This is a genomic window from Streptomyces sp. NBC_00576, from assembly GCF_036345175.1.
Classification (GTDB): Bacteria; Actinomycetota; Actinomycetes; order Streptomycetales; family Streptomycetaceae; genus Streptomyces.
In genome coordinates, this window is record NZ_CP107780.1 from 7332232 (window position 1) to 7351953 (window position 19722).

The window sequence follows — 19722 nt, forward strand, 5'->3', positions numbered from 1 at the left end:
CCAAGGGAGCCGAACGACATGCTGCTCATCCCCTGCCCGTGGTGCGGGCCCCGCGACGAGGCCGAGTTCCACTACGGCGGCCAGGCACATGTGCCGTACCCGGAGGACCCGTCGGCCCTCACCGACGAGGAGTGGGCCCGGTACCTGTTCTTCCGCGACAACCCGAAGGGCCCCTTCGCCGAACGCTGGACCCACGCGGCGGGCTGCCGCCGCTGGTTCAACGCGGTACGGGACACCGGGACGAACGAGATCCTGGCGGTGTACCGGGCGGGAGAGGAGCGCCCGGTGGTGGAGGAAGCGAGGCGAACGGCAACCTCCCAGCCCCGGCCGGCGGCATTTTCAGCCCGTCCGGCGATTGAGGACGAGGCCCCTTCAGGGCCGACCGGGGGCCTGGGGGCAGAGCCCCCAGAACTTTCGGGAAGGGGCGGGGTGGGGGAAGAATCCCAGCCGTTCAGACTCCCCACCCGCGGCCGGATCAACAGGAACAACCCGCTCACGTTCACTTTCGACGGCACCGAATACCAGGGCTACGAAGGCGACACCCTCGCCTCCGCCCTCCTCGCCAACGGCATCATCCAAACAGGCACCAGCATCAAGCTCGGCCGCCCCAGGGGCATCTTCTCGGCCGGCGTCGAGGAACCCAACGCCGTCATCCAGATCGAGGCCCCGTTCCCCGAACCGATGCTCCCCGCCCCCACGGTCGAGCTGTACGACGGCCTGGCAGCAACCAGCCTCCCCGGCCAGGGCCGCCTGGCCACGACCCCCGACCCGGCCCGCTACGACGCCGTACACGCCCACTGCGACCTGCTGATCGTCGGCGCGGGCCCCGCAGGCCTCGCAGCCGCCGCAGCGGCCGCCCGCACCGGCGCCCGAGTCATCCTCGCCGACGACCGACCGGAACCGGGCGGCAGCCTCCTGGGCACGGCCGAACACCTCGACTGGGTGGCGGAGACCACGGGCCGCCTGGAAGCGGCCCCCGACGTACGAGTCCTCCTCCGAACCACGGTCTTCGGCTACTACGACGACAACCACCTCCTCGCCGTCGAACGCCGCACCAACCACCTCGGCGCAGCCGCCCCCGAGAACGTCTCCCGCGAACGCGTCTGGCGCATCCGCGCCCGCCGCGTCGTCCTCGCCACCGGCGCCCACGAACGCTCGCTGGCCTTCGCGGACAACGACCGCCCCGGAGTGATGCTGGCCGCCTCGGCGCGTACGTACGTCAACCGCCACGGCGTCCTGCCGGGCCGCAGGGCGGTCGTGTTCACCACGAACGACAGTGCGTACGCGGCGGCCCTGGACCTCACCGCAGCGGGGGTGGACGTGGCGGCGATCGTCGACACCCGCCCCTACCCGGGGGAGTGGGCCGAGCGCGCGAGGGCGGCCGGTATCGAGGTCCTGCCCGGACACGCAGTCGTCGGCACGGAAGGCGACGCGGAAGCCAACGCGGAAGGCGACGCGCGCCTGACCGCCGTATCGGTCGCCCCGTACGAAGGAGAGCCCGCAGAAGCCGGAAAAGCCACCGGACAGCGGGAGTTCGCCGCCGACCTGCTCCTGGTCTCCGGCGGCTGGAACCCGGTGGCCCAGTTGTTCAGCCAGGCGGGCGGCAAGCTCCGCTACGACGGCGCGCTCGGCACCTTCGTCCCCGACACCTGCCGGCAGGCCGTCGAGGTCGCGGGCAGCGCGGCCGGCGTCCTGGACCTGCCCTCGGTCCTCGACCAGGGCGTGGCCGCTGCGTCCCGCGCGCTCGCGGCGGAGGGCTACGCACCCGAGGCACCCCGCCTCCCCGCCCCCGACCCGGCCGCGCAGCCCCACACACCGCCCATGCACGTGTACGCCATCCCGGACGTCTCCGACACCCACTCCTTCGTCGACCTCCAACGCGATGTCAGCGTGGACGATCTGGCCCGCGCCACCGGCGCCGGTATGCGCTCCGTGGAACACACCAAGCGCTACACGACAGCGGGCACCGCCAACGACCAGGGCAGGACGTCCGGTCTCCTGGCCAGTGGCATCGTCGCCGCACTGCTCGGCGTCGACATCTCGGCCCTCGGCACGACCACGTTCCGGCCGCCGTACACCCCCGTCTCCTTCGCCACCCTCGCGGGCCGCGACCGGGGCGCGCTGCACGACCCGATCCGGACGACCGCACTGCACGCCTGGCACATCGAGCACGGCGCGCTGTTCGAGAACGTCGGCCAGTGGAAGCGCCCCTGGTACTACCCGCGGGCCGGTGAGGACATGGAGGCGGCCGTACTGCGTGAGTGCGCCGCCGCCCGGGACAGCGTGGCCTTCATGGACGCCTCCACCCTCGGCAAGATCGACGTACAGGGCCCGGACGCGGGCGTCTTCCTCGACCTGCTCTACACCAACATGATGAGCACCCTGAAGGTCGGCATGATCCGCTACGGCGTGATGTGCCGCCCCGACGGCATGATCTTCGACGACGGAACCGTCATCCGCCTCGCCCAGGACCGTTTCCTGGTCACCACGACGACGGGCAACGCCGCCGCCGTACTGGACTGGATGGAGGAGTGGTCCCAGACCGAGTGGCCCGACCTGCGCGTCCACTGCACCTCCGTCACCGAGCAGTGGGCGACGGTCGCCCTCGTCGGCCCCCGCTCCCGGGACGTCCTCGGCTCCCTCGCGCCCCAACTGGCCGTGGACAACGCGGACTTCCCCTTCATGGCCTGGCGCGAGACGCTCGTCGCGGGCATCGACGCGCGGGTGTGCCGGATCAGCTTCTCCGGTGAACTGGCCTACGAGATCAACGTGTCGCCGTGGGAGGCCCGCGCCCTCTGGGAGGCGCTGTACGAGGCCGGCACCCCGTACGGCATCACGCCCTACGGCACGGAGACCATGCACGTCCTGCGTGCCGAGAAGGGCTACCCGATCATCGGCCAGGACACCGACGGCACCGTCACTCCGCAGGACCTCGGCATGAGCTGGGTGGTGTCGAAGAAGAAGCCCGACTTCATCGGCAAGCGGTCCTACGCCCGTGCCGACGCCGTCCGCCCCGACCGCAAGCACCTGGTCGGCCTGCTCCCGGACGACCCCGGCGCCTTCCTCCCCGAGGGCACCCAACTGGTCGCCGACAGCGTGCTGCCCGCGCCGCCCGTCCCGATGCTCGGTCACGTCACCTCCAGCTACCGCAGCGCCGCTCTGGGCCGGACCTTCGCGCTCGCCCTGATCAAGGGCGGCCGGGAACGCGTCGGCGAACGGCTGTACGCACCCGTGGGCGACCGTCTGGTCCCCGTGACCGTCGCGAGCCCCGTCCTCTACGACCCCGAGGGAGCCCGCCGAGATGGCTGACACCACCACCCTGAGCGCCGCCCGGCCCTCCCCGTCCCCAGCGTTCCCCCTTCCTTCCGCGTCCCCCGTGTCTCCCCTGTCGGACGCGGCCGGCCGTCTGGCCGCCGCCACCCGTACCTCCGCGGGCGCGGTCCGACTCGCCGAACTCCCCTTCCTGGCCCAGCTCAACGTGCGCCTCGACGCCAAGGGAGGGGCGGCGGACGCGGTCGGGCTGGCGCTCGACATCCCGCTGCCACTGGCGCCCAACACCGTCGTACGTACAGGGGAGTTGGTCGCCCTGTGGCTGGGGCCCGACGAGTGGCTGGTCGTGGGGCCGCCCGGCAGCGAACGGGACCTGGAGAGCCGTATCAGGGCGGCGGCGGGCGATGAGCCGGTCTCCGTCACCGACGTCTCCGCCCAGCGCACCACGCTCCTCGTCACGGGCCCCCGCGCCCGCGACCTGCTGGCCCACGGCTGCCCGCTGGACCTGCATCCCCGCGCCTTCGGCGCCGGCCGCTGCGCCCAGACGACCCTGGGCCGCACCCAGATCGTGCTGGTCGCCCGGGACGAGCCCCGGGCCGGATTCTGGGTACTGGTCCGCTCGTCCTTCGCCGGCTATCTGACGGACTGGCTGCTCGACGCGGCGACGGAGTACGTCTGAGGACGTACTCCACGACTCCCGTATCGTCCTGCGCCCTGCACGGTGAGTGGTTCGTGCGGGGCGCAGGGTGATGCCGGGTATGGACGTTCGGGCCGGGGCTGTCCTAGGGTGCATGGCAAGCGCTTTCTAGCCTGACCATGCCAGCGTGCCCGTCGTTGGCAAGCGCGCCTTTCGCCTGCTCACAGCCACTCATACGCTCAGCTCCCCGGACCGGCTGTGCGAAGAGCCGACGCGGGGCTCTGGGCGGAAAGGGAGCGTCTCGTGCCGCACCACGAACCCCAGAGCCCGTCGCGACAACCGCAGACCCCGCCCCCGGCGTTGCCATGGACCCGCAAGTCGTTCCTGCGCGGAATGGCCGCCGCCGGAGTGACCCCACTGCTGCTCCCCGGTCTGCTCCCCACGGCCGCCCACGCCGCGCCCTCGGCCGGGACGGCCAGACCTGAATTCCCGCTGGTGCGAGGCGGATCGGCCACCGACGTGTTCGTGGACGCGGCCGACGACCCCGCCGTGATCCGCGCGGCCGGAGACCTCCAGGCAGACGTCGAACGGGTCGCCGCCGCCCGCCCCCAGCTGATCCACACCCTCCCCGAGAAGGCGGCGCACCTGGTCGTCGTCGGCACGATCGGCGCGAGCCCCGTCATTGACGGGCTCATCGCCCAGGGCCGCCTCAACGTCTCCCGGGTGAAGGGGAGTTGGGAGGCATCGGTGACCCAGGTGGTCGACCGTCCGCTACCCGGGGTGGACCGCGCACTGGTGATCGCGGGCAGCGACCGGCGCGGCACGATCTACGGGATCTACGACACCTCGGAACGCATCGGCGTCTCGCCCTGGTACTGGTGGGCCGACGTGCCCGTGGAGCACCGCGACGAGGTGACCGTGCCGGCGGGCTCCTGCACCCGCCACGAGCCCTCCGTCCGCTACCGGGGCATCTTCATCAACGACGAGCAGAACCTGACCACTTGGTCCCACCGCACCCAGGAACCGGACAAGAACATCGGCCCCGAGACGTACAAGCGGGTCTTCGAACTGCTCCTGCGCCTCAAGGCCAACTACCTCTGGCCGGCCATGCATCCGTACTCCGACTTCTTCAACAAGCACCGCGAGAACCCCGAACTGGCCGAGTACTACGGCATAGTCGTCGGCTCCAGCCACCCCGAGGCCCTGCTCCGCAACGGTGTCCACGAATGGGACCCGTGGGCGGCCGAGCACCGCAACCCCGACGGCAGCCTGCCGGTGTACGACTACACGGTGAACCCCGCTGTCATCTCGGACTACTGGAGAGCCCGGGCCCGCCAGAACGCCACCTACGAGAGCAGTTGGACGCTCGGCATGCGCGGCCTGCACGACAGCGCGCTGGAGACGAAGTACGCCACGACGATCCCCGAGAAGGTCGTGGTGATGAACGACATCATCGCCGACCAGCGCCGGATCCTGACCGAGGAGGTCGGTGCGGCGGCCGAGCCGCAGATCTTCATCCCGTACAAGGAGGTGCTGGACCTGTACAACGCGGGCGTCCAGGTGCCCGACGACGTCACGCTCATCTGGCCGGACGACAACCACGGCAACATGCGCCAGCTACCCAACGACGCCGAGCGGCGGCGGGCGGGCGGCAACGGCATCTACTACCACCTCTCCTACTGGGGCCGCCCGAAGAGCTACCTGTGGCTGGACACCACCCAACCGGCCAAGGTCTGGCAGGAGTTGCGCCGGGTGTACGAGCACGGCGCCGACCGCATGTGGATCTTCAACGTGGGGGACCTCAAGTCGATCGAGAACGGGCTGTCCTTCGCCATGGACGTCGCCTGGGACGTGAACCGGTGGGACGCGGACGACGTCGAGGGCTTCCTGGTCGAGTGGGCCGGCCGACAGTTCGGGCGCCGCCACGGCCGCGAGATCGCCGCGATCCGCACCGAGTACTACCGCCTCGCGGCAGAACTGCGCCCGGAGTTCATCGCCCCGGGCCTGATCTCCGTGGTCCACCACGGCGACGAGGCGAGCCGCCGGACGGCAGCGTACGAGCAACTGCTGGAGCGGGCGCGGACCTTGGGCGCCAAGCTGCCCGAGGCCTACCGGGACGCCTACTTCGAACTGGTCGAATACCCGGTGCACGGCGCCTACTTGATGAACCTGAAGTACTACTGGGCGGACCGCAACGCGCTCGCGCGGCGCCAGGGACGCGGCGCCGGGACGAACCGCTTCGCCGACCTGGCCGAGGCGGCCCACACCACGGAGGCGGCGCTCACCAAGCGCTACAACACCGAGGTGGCGGGCGGAAAATGGGACGGGATCGTCAACCCGTACCCCTCGCAGATCCCGAAGGCCCCGGGCCGCCCGACCGTCACCAGGGTCGCCCGGCAGGAGACGTCGGGCCTCGGGGTGGCGTCGGAGGGCAACGAGACGGGGACGGCCCGCCCGCTGTCCTTCTTCTCCGGCACCCGCGACCGCCGCTTCCTGGATGTCTTCAACACCGGTTTCCTGGCGATGAGTTGGACCGCCGAGGCCAGTCATCCCTGGGTCCGGCTGAGCGAGTCGGGCGGCTCCCTGACCGACCAGACCAGGGTGTGGGTGGAGATCGACTGGGACCGGGTGCCCGAGGGGACGTACGACGCGACGGTCACCGTGAGCGGGTCCGACGCCGGGCAACGGGTCGACGTACCGCTGAGTGTGCGCAACGACGGTGAACGGGCGCGCCGCCTGGCTCGCGGGTTCGTCGAGGCGCACGGGTACGTCTCGATCGACGCCGCGCACACCGACCGCCGGGTGGCGCGCGGCGGGGCCCGCTGGCGTACCGTGCGGGGGCTGGGCCGTCGCACGGGCGCGGTGGAGGCGGTGCCGTCGACGGCGGCGCCGGTCACGGCCGACTTCGCCGCCCGGGCACCGGAGTTGAGATACCGGGTGCGTTTCAGCAGTACCGGCACCTTCTCGGTCACCGTCTTCCGGCTGCCGTCGCTCGACGAGCGGGGCCGACGACGGGTGGCGGTGTCGCTCGACGACCAGCCGGTGACGGTCCTGTCCGGGCAGTCCGTCGCCACCGGCAACCGGGGTGACGCCTGGGCCCGCCAGGTGGAGGACGGTGTCGAGAGACTGACGGCCACGGTGACGGTCACCGAACCCGGCGAACACGAACTGCGGCTCTTCATGGTCGACGCGGCGATCGCCGTGGACCAGATCGTGATCGACACGGGCGGACTGCCGGTCAGCTATCTGGCTCCGCCGGAGAGCTACCACCCGGTGTTCAACCCGGGTCCGCGAGGGGAGTAGCCGGGCAGGCAGGGGTCGGCGTACATCGGATCTATCTTCGGCGGACGTGAATCCGGACGGGAATATTGACCGCCCATCTGGTCTAGTCCTACGCTCGCCTCGAAGGATAGATCCGATGAATCGCCAACCCCTGGAAAGGGGTCCCCGGAAAGGTCGTATTGGCATGCCCATGACTCCCGCGACTCCGTCGAGGCGTACGGTTCTGGCAGCCGGAGGCTTATTACTCGCCTCGGGCGCCGTCTGGTCGACGACCCGGTCGACGGCCTCCGCGGCTCCTGCGGCCTCCGCCGCGTCCCCCACGGACGGCTGGACGAAGACCACGTTCACGTACGGCATGCACAAGCCGTGGAACCTGGACCTGAGCGACCGGTACAGCAACAGCGGCGGCGTCCACCGCATGTGGGTGTACGACACCGACGAGCCCCTCTCGCAGGGCAGTTCCACCGACCCGCGCACCGAGATGCGCTGGAAGCAGGAGTACACGTCCGGCCGGCACATGTGGGACGCCGACGTGTACCTCCCGGCCGGCACGAACGGCGCGACCTTCGTACAGATCCTCCGCGTGATCCACCCCGCCGGCACCCCGGCCACGGACTTCATGCTCAACGCCTACAACGCGAACGGCGGCACCGTACGGGCGTACGACCGCACGGTCCTGAAGACCAATGCGTACGACACCTGGTTCAACGTCAAAATCGCGCACAACGCCTCGGCAGGCAGCGTGGACGTCTATTTCGACGACGAGTTGGTCCTCGCGACGCAGGACCGGGGCCCCGCCACCCGCCACTTCAAGAACGGCGTCTACCACCACGGCGCCGGACGGGCCGAAGCACGCTTCCGCAACCTCACCTACTGGACGCGGTGAGCCGTGCGGAGACGAAGCGCACTCACCGCGCTCGGCGGACTCGGCCTCGCCGGCGCCACCGCCGCGATCCTGCCGGGACGGGCCCAGGCCGCCGACGAGGTCCACTTCCAGAACCGCGGCAGCGTCGAGGGCTGGGACCACGCCTACACACAGAAGGACGGCGTGATCGAGACCGTCGACTCGCCGACCTACAAAGGCGCGCACGCGCTCGCGGCGACCCAGACGTACATCGACGAGACCGGGGGCTACCACTCCGAGGTGATCCGGCGCGGCGCGCAGAGCGTCGGCGAGGACCGGTACTACGGCCAGGCGATCCGGCTCGCGTCCGACTGGACCTTCCACAACCAGAACGTCACCTTCCAGCAGTGGTCGCCCGAAGACCCGGAAGGGCCCTGGCTGTTGATGTTCGTCATCGGATCGGAGATCCGGTTCGGCGGTTCCGGGGGCATCAACGGCACGGCCGGGTCGATCAGCGGTCTGCGGGGCACCTGGATCCGGATCGTCACCCGGCTGAAGCTCGACGGCGACGGCCGGGGCGCCTTCGAGGTGTGGCTGAACGGCACGCGGACGGTGAGCCGGACCGGCATCACCGTACTGCCGTCCACTTCGCGGACGATCCGCTGGTCCAACGGGATCTACTGCACCGCCTGGCGCGATGGCACGCCCAGCGGCCCGCGGACCCTGACGATCCTGCACGACAACCATCGGATCGCCTCGACCTATGCCCTGGCCGAACCGGCCAACTGGGTCTGACGCCGACGATGCCACACTCCCCCCTCCTGGAGGCACCCGCATGACCTCTCGAAGAGCAGTGCTCGGCTCGGCGCTGGGCGGTACGACACTTGCCGCCCTGCCCCAGGTCGCCCAGGCAGCCCAACCCGCCCAGGCCGATCCCGCCGGTCCGGCAGGCGATGCCGCCGTGGCCGGCCGCCGCCCCTGGAAGCTTCGCAACCGCATGGACTCGGACGCGGCCTGGGCCGGCTTCCTGCGCAAGCAGGACCTGCTGTGGCGCAGAGTGCCCACGCTGTGGCACGAGGGCCCGTTCCTCGGGGACGGGCGGCTGGGCAGCATGATCTACAGGGAACCGGGCGCGAACGCCATCCGCTTCACCGTCCAGCACGGCGAAGTCCAGGACCACCGCCCGGAGTTGGGGAGCGGCTGGGGCACCTGCAGGCTCCCCGTGGGACACCTGACGCTGGACCCGGTCGGCACCATCACCGCGGTGGACTGGCGGCTGAGCCTGTGGAACGCCGAACTGACCGGCACGATCACCACGGACAAGGGCACCCTGACCCTCGCCGCCCTCATCCACGACGGCGTCCTAGCCGCCCGCGTCACGGCGGACGGCGACGAGGAGGTCCGCTGGACGTTCCACCCGGAGGAGGCGATCAGCCCCCGCAAGGTCAGCGAGGCCCCGCCGGCGGACTACGTCCCGAACCCACCGTGGACGACCCGGACCACCGGCGGTGTCGAGCAGGTCCTCCAGCCCCTGACAGGCGGCGGCCAGACCGCGACGGCGTACCGCAAGTCGGGCGACACCCTCGTCCTCACCGTCGCGCACAGCCACCCGTCGGACACGCGGGCGGGGGAAGCCTCGCTCAGCAGAATCCGCCGAACCGCCGCCTCGTACACGGCCCTGCGCACCCCGCACACCCGTAACTGGCACGCGTACTACCGCAAGAGCTTCGTCTCGTTCCCCGACGAGCGGCTGCAGAGCTTCCACTGGATCCAGCTCTACAAGGTCGCGTCGGCGAGTGTCGCCGGCGGCCCGCCGATGGCCACCTGCGGCCCCTGGCTGGAGCCCACGCCCTGGCCGGCGGTGTGGTGGAACCTCAACGTCCAACTGGAGTACTGGCTCATCCACGGCTCCAACCACCTGGAACTCGACTCGCTGGCCACCACCCTCCGCCAGAACCAGGAACAACTGACCGCGAACGTGCCCGCCGCCTACCGCTCGGACAGTGCCGGAGTGGGCCGCAGCTCCGACATGTTCGCCAACCGGGGCGTCGGCAGGCCCGGCACCGGCGCCGAAGTGGGCGATCTGACCTGGGCCCTGCACAACGTGTGGCTGAGCTACCGCCACAGCATGGACGACAAGCTGCTGCGGGACACCGTCTATCCCCTGCTCCGCCGGGCGATCAACTACTACCTGCACTTCCTCCAGCCAGGAGACGACGGCAGACTGCACCTCCCGTCGACCCTCTCCCCGGAGTACCCGGTCGTCCCCCCGCAGGACACCAACTACGACCTGTCGCTCATCCGTTGGGGCTGCACCGCACTCCTGGAGGCGACGGAACGCCTGGGCGTCGACGACCCCCTGGCACCCCGCTGGCAGGAGACCCTGGCCAGGCTGACGCCGTACCCCGTGGACGGCAACGGCTTCATGATCGGCGCGGACACCCCGTACGCGCAGTCCCACCGCCACTACTCCCACCTGCTGATGGTGTATCCGCTGTACCTGGTGAACTGGGACCAGCCGGAGCACCGCGAGCTGATCGAGAAGTCGGTCGTCCGCTGGCACGCGCTGACCGGCGCCCACCGCGGCTACAGCTACACGGGCGCCGCGTCGCTGTACGCGATGATGGGCCGCGGCGACACGTCACTGACCTACCTGAAGAAGTTCTTCGACCCGACCACGCGCTACCCGTGCCGGGCCAACACCCACTACACGGAGGCCGGTCCGGTCATCGAGACCCCGCTGTCGGCCTCCCAGTCCCTGCACGACATGCTCTGCCAGAGCTGGGGCGGCGTCGTACGGGTTTTCCCGGCCGTCCCGTCCACCTGGCCGGACGTCACCCTGCACGACTTCCGCACCCAGGGCGCGTTCCTGGTCAGCGCGGCCCGCACGGCCGGCGCCACCCGCTTCATCCGGATACGAAGCCTGGCCGGCGAACCCCTGCGCCTGGCCCACGACCTGACCGGCGGTCCGCTGACGGCGGTACTGGACGACGGCACCCCGGCCCGCACGCACACATCGGAGGACGGCACCCTCACGATCGACCTGGCCAAGGGCCGGGAGGTGCTGCTGTACGCGGGGGAGCGGCCCGACCTCGTGATCGGCCCGGTGCTTCTGGGGGAGCGGGGGGAGCCCTGGGGGCTGCCGTAGAGCCGTGCGGCATTCCTGCTGGGCGCGGCATTCCTTCCCGACTGGGCTACTTGCGCGTTGTCGTGACGGAATGGAAATCGAACTCTGAGCTGGATCTGAGCTAACTCTGCTCGGTTTTGTCTGTATTGGGCAAAAACTGATACAGGAAAAATCGTCAGGATGTCAATAGCCTCGGAGTTCCGCCGCGACTCAGTAAGCACGCGGTCCCCATGTCGCCCCACAGAGAGCGTCGTTGGAGCCAAACCATGTCTCACGCTCGACCGTCCGGCTCTCCTCCCCCCACCGCTGAGCGCTACCGTGCCCGTCTGCTCCGCTACGTGTACCGATTCACCTCAGGAGACAGGCACCGCGCCGAGGACATCGTGCAGGAGACGATGTTGAGGGCCTGGCTCGCCGCCGACCTCGACCGGCACGACGAGGACCGCCGGATCGCCTGGCTCTACCGCGTCGCCCGCAATCTCGCGGTCGACGCCCACCGGCGCGACCGGGCCATCCCGGTCGGCGTGATTCCGGACGGAATGGTGCACCGGCCGGACAGTGCCGGCGACCTGGCCGACGGCGTCGCCACCCGCCAGGTCGTCCGGCTGGCCCTGGCGGGACTGTCGCCCGAGCACCGCGAGGTGCTGTTCCACATCCACTTACGCGACCACACCCGGGCGGAGGCCGCGCGGACCATCGGCGTCCCGCAGGGCACCGTCAAGTCCCGCAACCACTATGCCCTGTTGGCGCTACGAGACCAGATCCAGGCGGCATGAGGAACACCGACCCCTTCGTCTTCTTCCGGCAGCACAGCGACACCATCTACCGGGTGCTCGGCATCGCCGGGGCGCTGCTGCTGGTCTTCCTGCTGCTGCGCGTGTGGGCGATGCGCTGGGGCGGCTGGCGCGCGGCCTGGGCGCGGCTGCGCCGTGAACTGGCCGTCACCCGTTACGCGTTCACCGCGCCTGTGCGGGCCTGGTACCGCCACCGGAGCAGTCTGCGGCTGCTCGTACGGCGGTTGGGTGCCCCCGAGACCTGGCGGGACGCCGAACGGGCCCTGGCCGCGGCCCGGTTGGCCGCCGCACCGGCCCGACCGTACGCCGCGCTGGTGGACTCCGACTCGGTCGCCGTGCTCCTCGCCGGGACCGAACTCCCGCAGCCCGACCCCGACGGGGTGTGGTGGACTGAGCCGGACGAACCGGAGCGCTGGCTCGTGGCCCGCGCGGACCTGCCCTCGGTGACACCGGAGGCGGCCGACATCCGCCCGATCATCGTCGCTGTCGGTGAGGTGGACCGGTCGGCGGCCTTCCTCGACTTGGCCGTCGGTCCGCCCGTGCTCTCCGTCACCGGGAACGACCGGGCGGCCACGGCCCTGGTCCAGGCGGTCGCCGCGCAGCTCGACGTACGGCTGCCGAGCCCGCTGGTCGTCGTCGCCGAGGGCGTGCACCAGAACTACCCGGGCCCTCCGGTGCGGTCCGCCTACCGGACCGCCCGGGAGACCCCGCCCCGGCTCGGTATCGCGCCCGTGCTGATCGCGGCCGAACTGCCGGACCCGCTGCCCCCGGAGTTCGCCGCCCCGCCCGGGGACGACCCCACGGTCCGGGCCGTGGTCCTGGGCCCCGGCCGGGGGTACGTCCGCTCGCTGCTGACCGACCGGCACGGCCGGGTGGCCGTCACCGGGACCCCGCTGCTGGCCCGCTGCGGCCCGCTGGGCAGCGCCGTGGCCAAGGTGCTGCCCTCGATCCCGCCCGTCCTACCGCCCGCCCCGGCCGCCGAGGCCTCGACGGGACTGGACGGCCGCCAGGCGCGCGACCTGTTCGAGGAGGAGGAGGGGGGCACTCCGACCGGGACCGGGGAAGGAGCGGCGATCGTCGCCCGCGCCACCTCCGGTACGGCCGCCACCACCTCCGTGACCTCCCTGCACGAGAGCGGCGAGGCTTCTCTCTCCGAGGCCCCCCGCCCCGGCGCCTCCCGCGCGGCCGATCCCCGCGGCCCGGTTTCCGCTCGGGCCACCGGCCCCGGCACCACGTCCACGCACAGCTGACCCCCGCGCACGGTTGGACCCAAGTGAACCTCATCCTCACCACCGCCGACCCGGCCGGGCGCCGGGCGGACCATCTGCTCGACCTGCCCGAGGGAGCCACGGTCGGCGACCTCGGCGCCGCCCTGGAGGCGGGGCCGCTGTATCTGGGCGACCGGCTGCTCGGCCCCGATCTGCCCGTCGGCGCCAGCGGCATCCGGGAGGGTGTCGTGGTCGGCCTGGGCGCCCCGGTGCCGGCCGGCACCGCCACCCGCGCCTGGGAACCGCCGTCCTCCGACCCGGAGCTGGTGGAGATCCGGCATGTGGGCGGGCCCGGCGCGGGGCGGTCCTGGCGGCTGGGCCCGGGCAGTCACGAGGCCGGCACCAACCGGGGGTGCGCCCTGCGGCTGGACGGCGGGGGCGCGCCCGAGCAGGGCGTGTGGATCACCGTCGGGACGGACGGCACGGTGACCTACCGGCTGCCCGAGGACTCAGACCCGGCCCGCTGCGGGCTGCGCAGCCTGACCCCGCCGCCGCCCGTCGACCCGGAGACCGGGACTCCGCTGACCGCCGAGGAACCGGCGGGCCCGCAGGACGGCGGCCCCGGCGGGCACACCCCGCAGCCCGCCCGGCCGGGCCCCGACGGTCTGCCGCAACAGCCCCCGCCGCCCCCGGTCGGCTGGCTTCCGCCGCCGGACGACGGCTCGGAGGACTGGCCCGAATACGCCGATCTGTCGCTCGGCGACCATCTGCTGCGGCTCTGCCCGCTGTTCGACCCGGACGCGGCCGTCAACCCCTCGGCAGACGGCCTGGCCATCGAGTACAACCGGCCGCCGCGCATCGCCCCGCACCTGGACAGCGAGCAGATCCGGATGCAGGGTCCGCCCGGCGAACGCGGCTCACGGCCGTTCCCACTGCTGATGATGCTGATGCCGCTGGTCATGGGCCTCGTCATGATGAGCCTGTTCCGGTCCTTCTACTTCATCATCTTCATCTTCTTCACGCCGATGATGGCGGTCAGCAACTGGATCATGGGCCGCCGCACCGGGCGCAAGCAGCAGGAGGAGGCACTGCGCGTCTACCGGCTGCGCCGCGCCTCCCTGGAGCTGGAGATGCGCGACGCGACCGTGGCGGAACGGCAGTTGCGCAACATCACCTTCCCCGACCCGGCCACCGTCCTGCTCACCGCCACCGGCCCCGGCAGCCTGCTGTGGCAGCGCCGCCGCCGCGACCCCGACCACCTCACCCTCCGGCTCGGCACGGTCACCCGCCCGTCCCTCAAGCGCATCGACGACCAGGCCCGCGAGTCCAACCACCGCCAGGTGCACTGGCGTCTGGCCGACGTGCCGTTCGGCGTCGAGCTGGCCGACTTCGGGGTGGTGGGCCTGTCCGGGCCCGGCGACACCCCTCGTACGGTGGCCTGCTGGGCCGTCGCGCAGGCCGCGGTCCTGCACAGTCCCCGGGACCTGCGGATCGTCGTCCTCACCGACGACGCGCACGCCGACGCCTGGAACTGGGTGCGCTGGCTGCCGCATCTGCGGCCCGACCGCGGCGGCTCGGTCATCTCGCTCGGCAACGACCCGGAGAGCACCGCCCACCGCGTCAACGAACTGATCGCCGACATCCAGGCCAGGACGTCCGCCGCCACCTCCGCGCTGGGCCACACCCTGCTGCGCGAACCGGACATCCTCGTCGTCCTCGACGGGGCCCGGCGGCTGCGGGACGTGCCCGGCGTCGTCCAGGTCCTGACCAGCGGGCCCGGCGTGCGGATCTTCAGCCTGTGCGTGGACGAGCGCGAACGGCTGCTGCCCGAGGAGTGCACCGCCGTCATCACGACCGAGGGCAACCGGCTGACCGTACGGGCGTCCGGAGTACCCTCCGTCGAGGACGTCCGGGCCGACCTGGTCGGCGCCGACTGGTGCGAGGAGGTCGCCCGCGCGCTGGCGCCCGTACGGGACGTCACGGTCGACGGCGACTCCGGGCTGCCCTCCGACGTACGGCTGCTGCCACTGCTCGGCCAGGAACCGCCCGACCCTGCCGCAATCGCGGCGAGTTGGGCCCGCCGGCCCGCCTCCACCACGTTCACGCTCGGCGCCGGGTACGAGGGCGAACTCCGCCTCGACCTGGTCAGGGACGGGCCGCACGGGCTGATCGGCGGCACCACGGGATCCGGCAAGTCCGAACTGCTCCAGACCATGATCGCCTCGCTGGCCGCCGCCAACCGGCCCGACGAACTGGCCTTCGTGCTGGTCGACTACAAGGGCGGCAGCGCCTTCCGCGAGTGCGCCGAACTCCCGCACACCCTCGGCATGATCACCGACCTGGACGGCCATCTGGTGCAGCGGGCGCTTGCCTCGCTGGACGCCGAACTGCGCCGCCGTGAGCGCGTACTGGCCGACGTCGAGGCCAAGGACCACCCCGAGTACCGAGCCAAGCGGGCCCGCGACCCGAAGCTGCCCGCGCTGCCCCGCCTGCTCCTGGTCATCGACGAGTTCGCCACCCTTGTAAGGGAGTTGCCCGAGTTCGTGCCGGGTCTGATCAGCCTCGCCCAGCGCGGCCGCTCGCTCGGCCTGCACCTCGTGCTCGCCACCCAGCGGCCCGGCGGCTCGGTCAGCAACGAGATCAAGGCCAACACCAACCTCCGGATCGCCCTGCGCGTGACCGACCGCTCCGAGAGCCAGGACATCATCAACGCGCCGGAAGCGGCCAGCATCTCGCCCTCCACCCCCGGCCGCGCCCTCATCCGGCGCGGCGCCGGCGCCCCCACCCCGTTCCAGACGGCCTGGGTGGGCGCCGAGCGCGCCGGAGCCGTCGCCGCACCCGAGTCGGCGACTTCGTCCCGTCCCGTACGAGGTGTCGAGCTGACCTGGAACCGGCTGGGCCGCCCCGCCGAACTGGCCGCCGCGGAGGACGAGCACGACTTCGCCGAGTACGCCACCAGTGGCGAGGAACCCGTCACCGACCTGAGCGCCCTGGTCGAGGCCCTCGGCCGGGCCGCCGAACTCCTCGACGACTACAAGCCGCAGCGCAGCCCCTGGCTGCCCCCGCTGGCCGAGACCGTCCGCATGGAGTCCCTGCCGCCCTGTCCGCCGCCCGAGCCCGGTGGGCTGCCGCTGGTGCCGTACGCCCTCATGGACGTCCCACAGTTCCAGCAACAGCGGCTCGGCACGATCGACTTCGCGAGTTTCGGGCATCTCTACGTCATCGGCTCGCCCCGCTCCGGACGCACCCAGTTCCTGCGGACCGTCGCGGGCTCCGCCGCCCTCGTCATCCCCAGCTCCGATCTGCACATCTACGGCATCGACGCGGCCGGCGGCGGCCTTGCCGCCCTGGAGTCGCTGCCGCATTGCGGCGCCGTCGTCTCACGGCACGACACGGAACGCCTGGAGCGGCTGATCTCCCGCCTGACCGCCGAGTTGACGATCCGTCAGCGTCTGGTGTCGCAGCACAGTGCCGCCGGCATCGGCGAACTGCGCGCCAAGCTTCCCAAGGACCGCCGCCCGGCCCATCTGCTGCTGTTCATCGACGGCTGGGACGCGCTCAGCGCGATGCTCGACGACTACGACGGGGGCCGGCTGCACTCCGAGGTCGTGCGGCTGCTGAGGGAGGGCGCGGCGACCGGCATCCATGTCATCGCCACCTCCGAGCGCATCCTGCTGGGCGGCCGGCTCGCCGCCCACAACGACAGCCGGTTCCTGCTCAAGCAGGCCGACCTCAGCGACTACAACGTCGCCGGAATGGGCCGCAGCAAGGTCCCGGCGCACATCCCGCCCGGCCGCGGCTGGCACGCCCCCAGCGGGGTCGAGGCGCAGATCGCGCTGCTGCCCACCGAGGAAGGCGTCGACCAGGGCGAGGCCCTGGCCGAGATCGGCCGCCGCACCACCGCCCGCGACTCCGCCCTCCCGGTCGTCCGCCGCCCCTTCCGCATCGAGGAACTCCCCTCCCTGATCGGCTTCCAGGAGGCTGCGGACCGCGTACCGGAGGCCGAGCGCCGTCCGCTGTGGGCCCTGTTGGGCATCGGCGGCGACGCGGCCGAACCCCTCGGCTTCGACTTCGCGGCCAGCGGCGGCTCCTTCATGGTCGCCGGGCCCCCGCGTTCGGGGCGCAGCACGACGCTCGCCTCCATGTGCGTGTCCCTGCTGATGGGCGGCACGGCACTCGTCGTCCTCGCGCCGCGCGACTCACAGCTGCGGCAGCTCGCCGCGCACGACCTCGCCCAGGTGATCACCGACCACGACCCGTCGGCGGACGCGGTCACCCAGGCCCTGCGCGCGGTCGCGGGCAAACCGGTGGTCGTGGTCGTGGACGACGCCGACCTCCTGCTGGCCTGCGGGGCCGACAAGGTGCTCCGGCAGGTCGCCACCTCGGGGCGCGACCGGCAGCAGGGCCTGCTCCTGGCCGGGCTGCCCGAGTCGATGAGCTCCCTCGGCTGGGTCGGCATCGCCCGCCGCTCGCGGCGCGGCATCCTGCTCGGGCCGAAGTCGATCGGCGAGGGCGACCTCATCGGCGTGCGGATCTCCTCCGAGCAGGTCCGTACACCGCTGGCCCCCGGCCGCGGCTGGACGGCGAGCGAGGCGGGCGCGCCGATCGCGGTCCAGGTGCCGCTCACCGTGCTGGACGGCTGAGCCGCCCGGTCACCGCGGACGAGCAAGACGTAAGGGGGGTGGGGCCGCCGGACAGCGGCCCCACCCCCCTTTACGCGTAACTGGCCTTACCGGGTCAGGCTTTCGCCTCGTTCTGGGCCTTGAGGACCTCGTTGGCGATGTCCTGGTCGGACTCGGCGATCGAATTGCCGATCTCCGTGAAGCTCTTGCCGTACTCCCCGATGTTGCTGGCCGAGGACTTCATCTGCTTGCTGAAGGCGTCGTACGCGTCCTTGAGCGCGGGGCTGGCCTTCTCGAAGACGAGGCCGTCCTGGAGCAGGCCGCTCACCGTCGTCTCCAGATTGGCCAGTTCGTTGGAGATGTCGGTGAGCTTGTTGCCCATGGTCGTGGCGGCCCGGGCGATCTCGTCGTAATCGAAAAGGACATCGGGATTTCCTGCTGCCATCGTGTTCCTCCTGAGGGGTGACCGACTGCTCGGGCTACGGGGCTGGTGACGGGGTCAGAGGGCTACTGGCCGCTGCTGTTGACCTTCTCGGCGATGTCGTGGTCCATCCCCTTCACCGACTCCATGATCTTGCGGAACTGCTCGGCGTAGCCCTTGATGCTGTCGGTGGCCTCCTTCAGGGAGTTGGTGAACTTCTCGTACTGCGACTGGAGGGCGGGGCTGGACTCGGTGAGGACGAGGGCGGTCTCCAGGAGGCCGTCCACTTCGAGCTTCGCCTCGTCCATGCGCGGGACGAGGGTGTGGTCGACGCTCGTGTCCAGGATGTTGGCGACACGCTCGATCTCGGTGTACGAGAGGCTGATGTTGGCTGCCATGGGGGAGGGGTCCTTTCCCGATCTCTACTCTTCGTCTTCGTCTTCGGGGGTCACCCATTCCGCGTCCGGGCCGGAGCGGGTGGAGACGGTGACCTTGCCGTCCTGGTCGGTGCTCGTCATGGTTCCCGAGCCGTCGTCGCCGATCGCGAAGACGCTGGTGGTCTTCGAACCGTCCGCGTAGGTGGTGACCATGGTGTAGTCGCGGGCGTCGAAGGCGTCCTTGGTGCCGTTGCCCGGCGGATCGATGACCTGCGGGGCGGAGTCGTACGTCGTCACCGACGTGTAGGACTGGCCGTCGGGGGTCGTGATCGTCGACGTCTCCTTCATGACGTCGTACTTGTCGTTCAGCTCGACCTTGACCTCGACCTTCCCGTTCTCGTCCTCGTAGGTGTACGTGGTCGGCGGGTCGGCGGAGGGCTTCTCCGGCGCGGTGCCCGGCGGGTCCGGGGCGTCCTTGTCGTTCTGCCAGGTCTCGCACCAGGAGGGGGCGCCGTCGGCCCGGCAGACCTCACCGATGTCGGCGTCGGGATGCTGGTCGAAGTACTCGCCGGCGCCGATCTTGTCGAGGTAGGCGTCCCAGGCGGTCTTGTCCTCCTGCCAGTCCTCGTACGCCTCAGTGTCGTTCTTCCAGTCGTCGAGGCCGATGCTGGAGCCCATGAGTCCGGCCGCGCTGGAGAGCTGGGAGTCGGCGTCGAAGAACGTGTTGGCGACGGAGCTGAAGACATCGGCCAGTTCGCCGAGCCCGTCCTTGGCCTGCTTCGTACGGGAGCTGGAGCGGCGGTAGAAGAGGTTGAAGGCCGAGGAGAGACCGGAGTCGCCGAAGACCGCCCTGCGCTCGCTGGCGGTGTCCTCGCCCACCTCCTTGAACGCACCGGTCGCGCCGCCCGAGTCGGCCTGGTCGGCCAGCTCGTGCATCTTCTTCTGGACCGTGTGCAGGGCCGAGTAGTCGATGGAGAAGTCCGCCACGCGTCGTACCTCCTGGGGTGCTGTCCGCCTCTTCCGACCTCTCCACGCACGAGGACCCCAGGAAGGTTCAATGGGCAATATTTTCCCGGGCGTTGAACCATCGCGGGGTCCTGGTGCGTGGACGGTACGGACGATGGCCCGCAAGCACGTCCC

12 protein-coding genes are annotated in these 19722 nt (G+C 71.1%); 9 read left to right on the top strand and 3 right to left on the bottom strand.

All coding sequences use genetic code 11. The features are described 5' to 3' along the window. Positions 1-18 precede the first annotated feature (18 nt). From OG734_RS32040 to OG734_RS32080, 9 genes are all read left to right on the top strand, one after another. The gene (locus OG734_RS32040; RefSeq protein WP_330290917.1) at positions 19-3309 is read left to right on the top strand and encodes a sarcosine oxidase subunit delta family protein; all 3291 of its coding nucleotides are present in this window, start codon (positions 19-21) and stop codon (positions 3307-3309) included. Then, entirely contained in the window at positions 3302-3949 is a 648-nt protein-coding gene (locus OG734_RS32045) for a sarcosine oxidase subunit gamma (RefSeq protein ID WP_330290918.1), read from the top strand. The genes OG734_RS32040 and OG734_RS32045 overlap by 8 nt, the downstream gene beginning before the upstream one ends. A 351-nt stretch (positions 3950-4300) precedes the next feature. After that, complete coding sequence (locus tag OG734_RS32050) at positions 4301-7210, top strand: glycosyl hydrolase 115 family protein (protein ID WP_330293865.1); 2910 nt, start codon at positions 4301-4303, stop codon at positions 7208-7210. Between the two features lie 334 nt (positions 7211-7544). Continuing rightward, positions 7545-8075 (top strand): polysaccharide lyase family 7 protein, encoded by a 531-nt coding sequence (locus OG734_RS32055; protein WP_330290919.1) that lies wholly within the window; start codon positions 7545-7547, stop codon positions 8073-8075. Between the two features lie 3 nt (positions 8076-8078). Beyond that, the gene (locus OG734_RS32060) at positions 8079-8828 is read left to right on the top strand and encodes a polysaccharide lyase (RefSeq protein ID WP_330290920.1); all 750 of its coding nucleotides are present in this window, start codon (positions 8079-8081) and stop codon (positions 8826-8828) included. A gap of 40 nt (positions 8829-8868) precedes the next feature. Then, positions 8869-11181, top strand: a complete 2313-nt coding sequence (locus OG734_RS32065) for a glycosyl hydrolase family 95 catalytic domain-containing protein (protein ID WP_330290921.1) — start codon at positions 8869-8871, stop codon at positions 11179-11181. A 245-nt stretch (positions 11182-11426) separates the two neighbouring features. Further along, positions 11427-11936: a sigma-70 family RNA polymerase sigma factor gene (locus OG734_RS32070; RefSeq protein ID WP_330290922.1), complete on the top strand. Its 510-nt coding sequence runs from the start codon at positions 11427-11429 to the stop codon at positions 11934-11936. Next, positions 11933-13204, top strand: coding sequence for a hypothetical protein (locus tag OG734_RS32075; protein ID WP_330290923.1), 1272 nt, complete (start codon positions 11933-11935; stop codon positions 13202-13204). The genes OG734_RS32070 and OG734_RS32075 overlap by 4 nt, the downstream gene beginning before the upstream one ends. 23 nt (positions 13205-13227) lie before the next feature. Continuing rightward, positions 13228-17805 (top strand): FtsK/SpoIIIE domain-containing protein, encoded by a 4578-nt coding sequence (locus tag OG734_RS32080; RefSeq protein WP_330290924.1) that lies wholly within the window; start codon positions 13228-13230, stop codon positions 17803-17805. A 94-nt stretch (positions 17806-17899) separates the two neighbouring features. On the opposite strand, the gene OG734_RS32085 is transcribed toward OG734_RS32080, so the two are convergent. From OG734_RS32085 to OG734_RS32095, 3 genes are all read right to left on the bottom strand, one after another. Next, positions 17900-18229, bottom strand: coding sequence for a hypothetical protein (locus tag OG734_RS32085; RefSeq protein WP_330290925.1), 330 nt, complete (start codon positions 18227-18229; stop codon positions 17900-17902). A 62-nt stretch (positions 18230-18291) separates the two neighbouring features. Beyond that, a complete protein-coding gene (locus OG734_RS32090; protein ID WP_330290926.1) occupies positions 18292-18603 on the bottom strand; it encodes a hypothetical protein in 312 nt (103 codons plus the stop codon). Positions 18604-18627: 24 nt separating this feature from the next. Further along, positions 18628-19569: a serine/arginine repetitive matrix protein 2 gene (locus OG734_RS32095; RefSeq protein ID WP_330290927.1), complete on the bottom strand. Its 942-nt coding sequence runs from the start codon at positions 19567-19569 to the stop codon at positions 18628-18630. Positions 19570-19722: the final 153 nt, after the last annotated feature.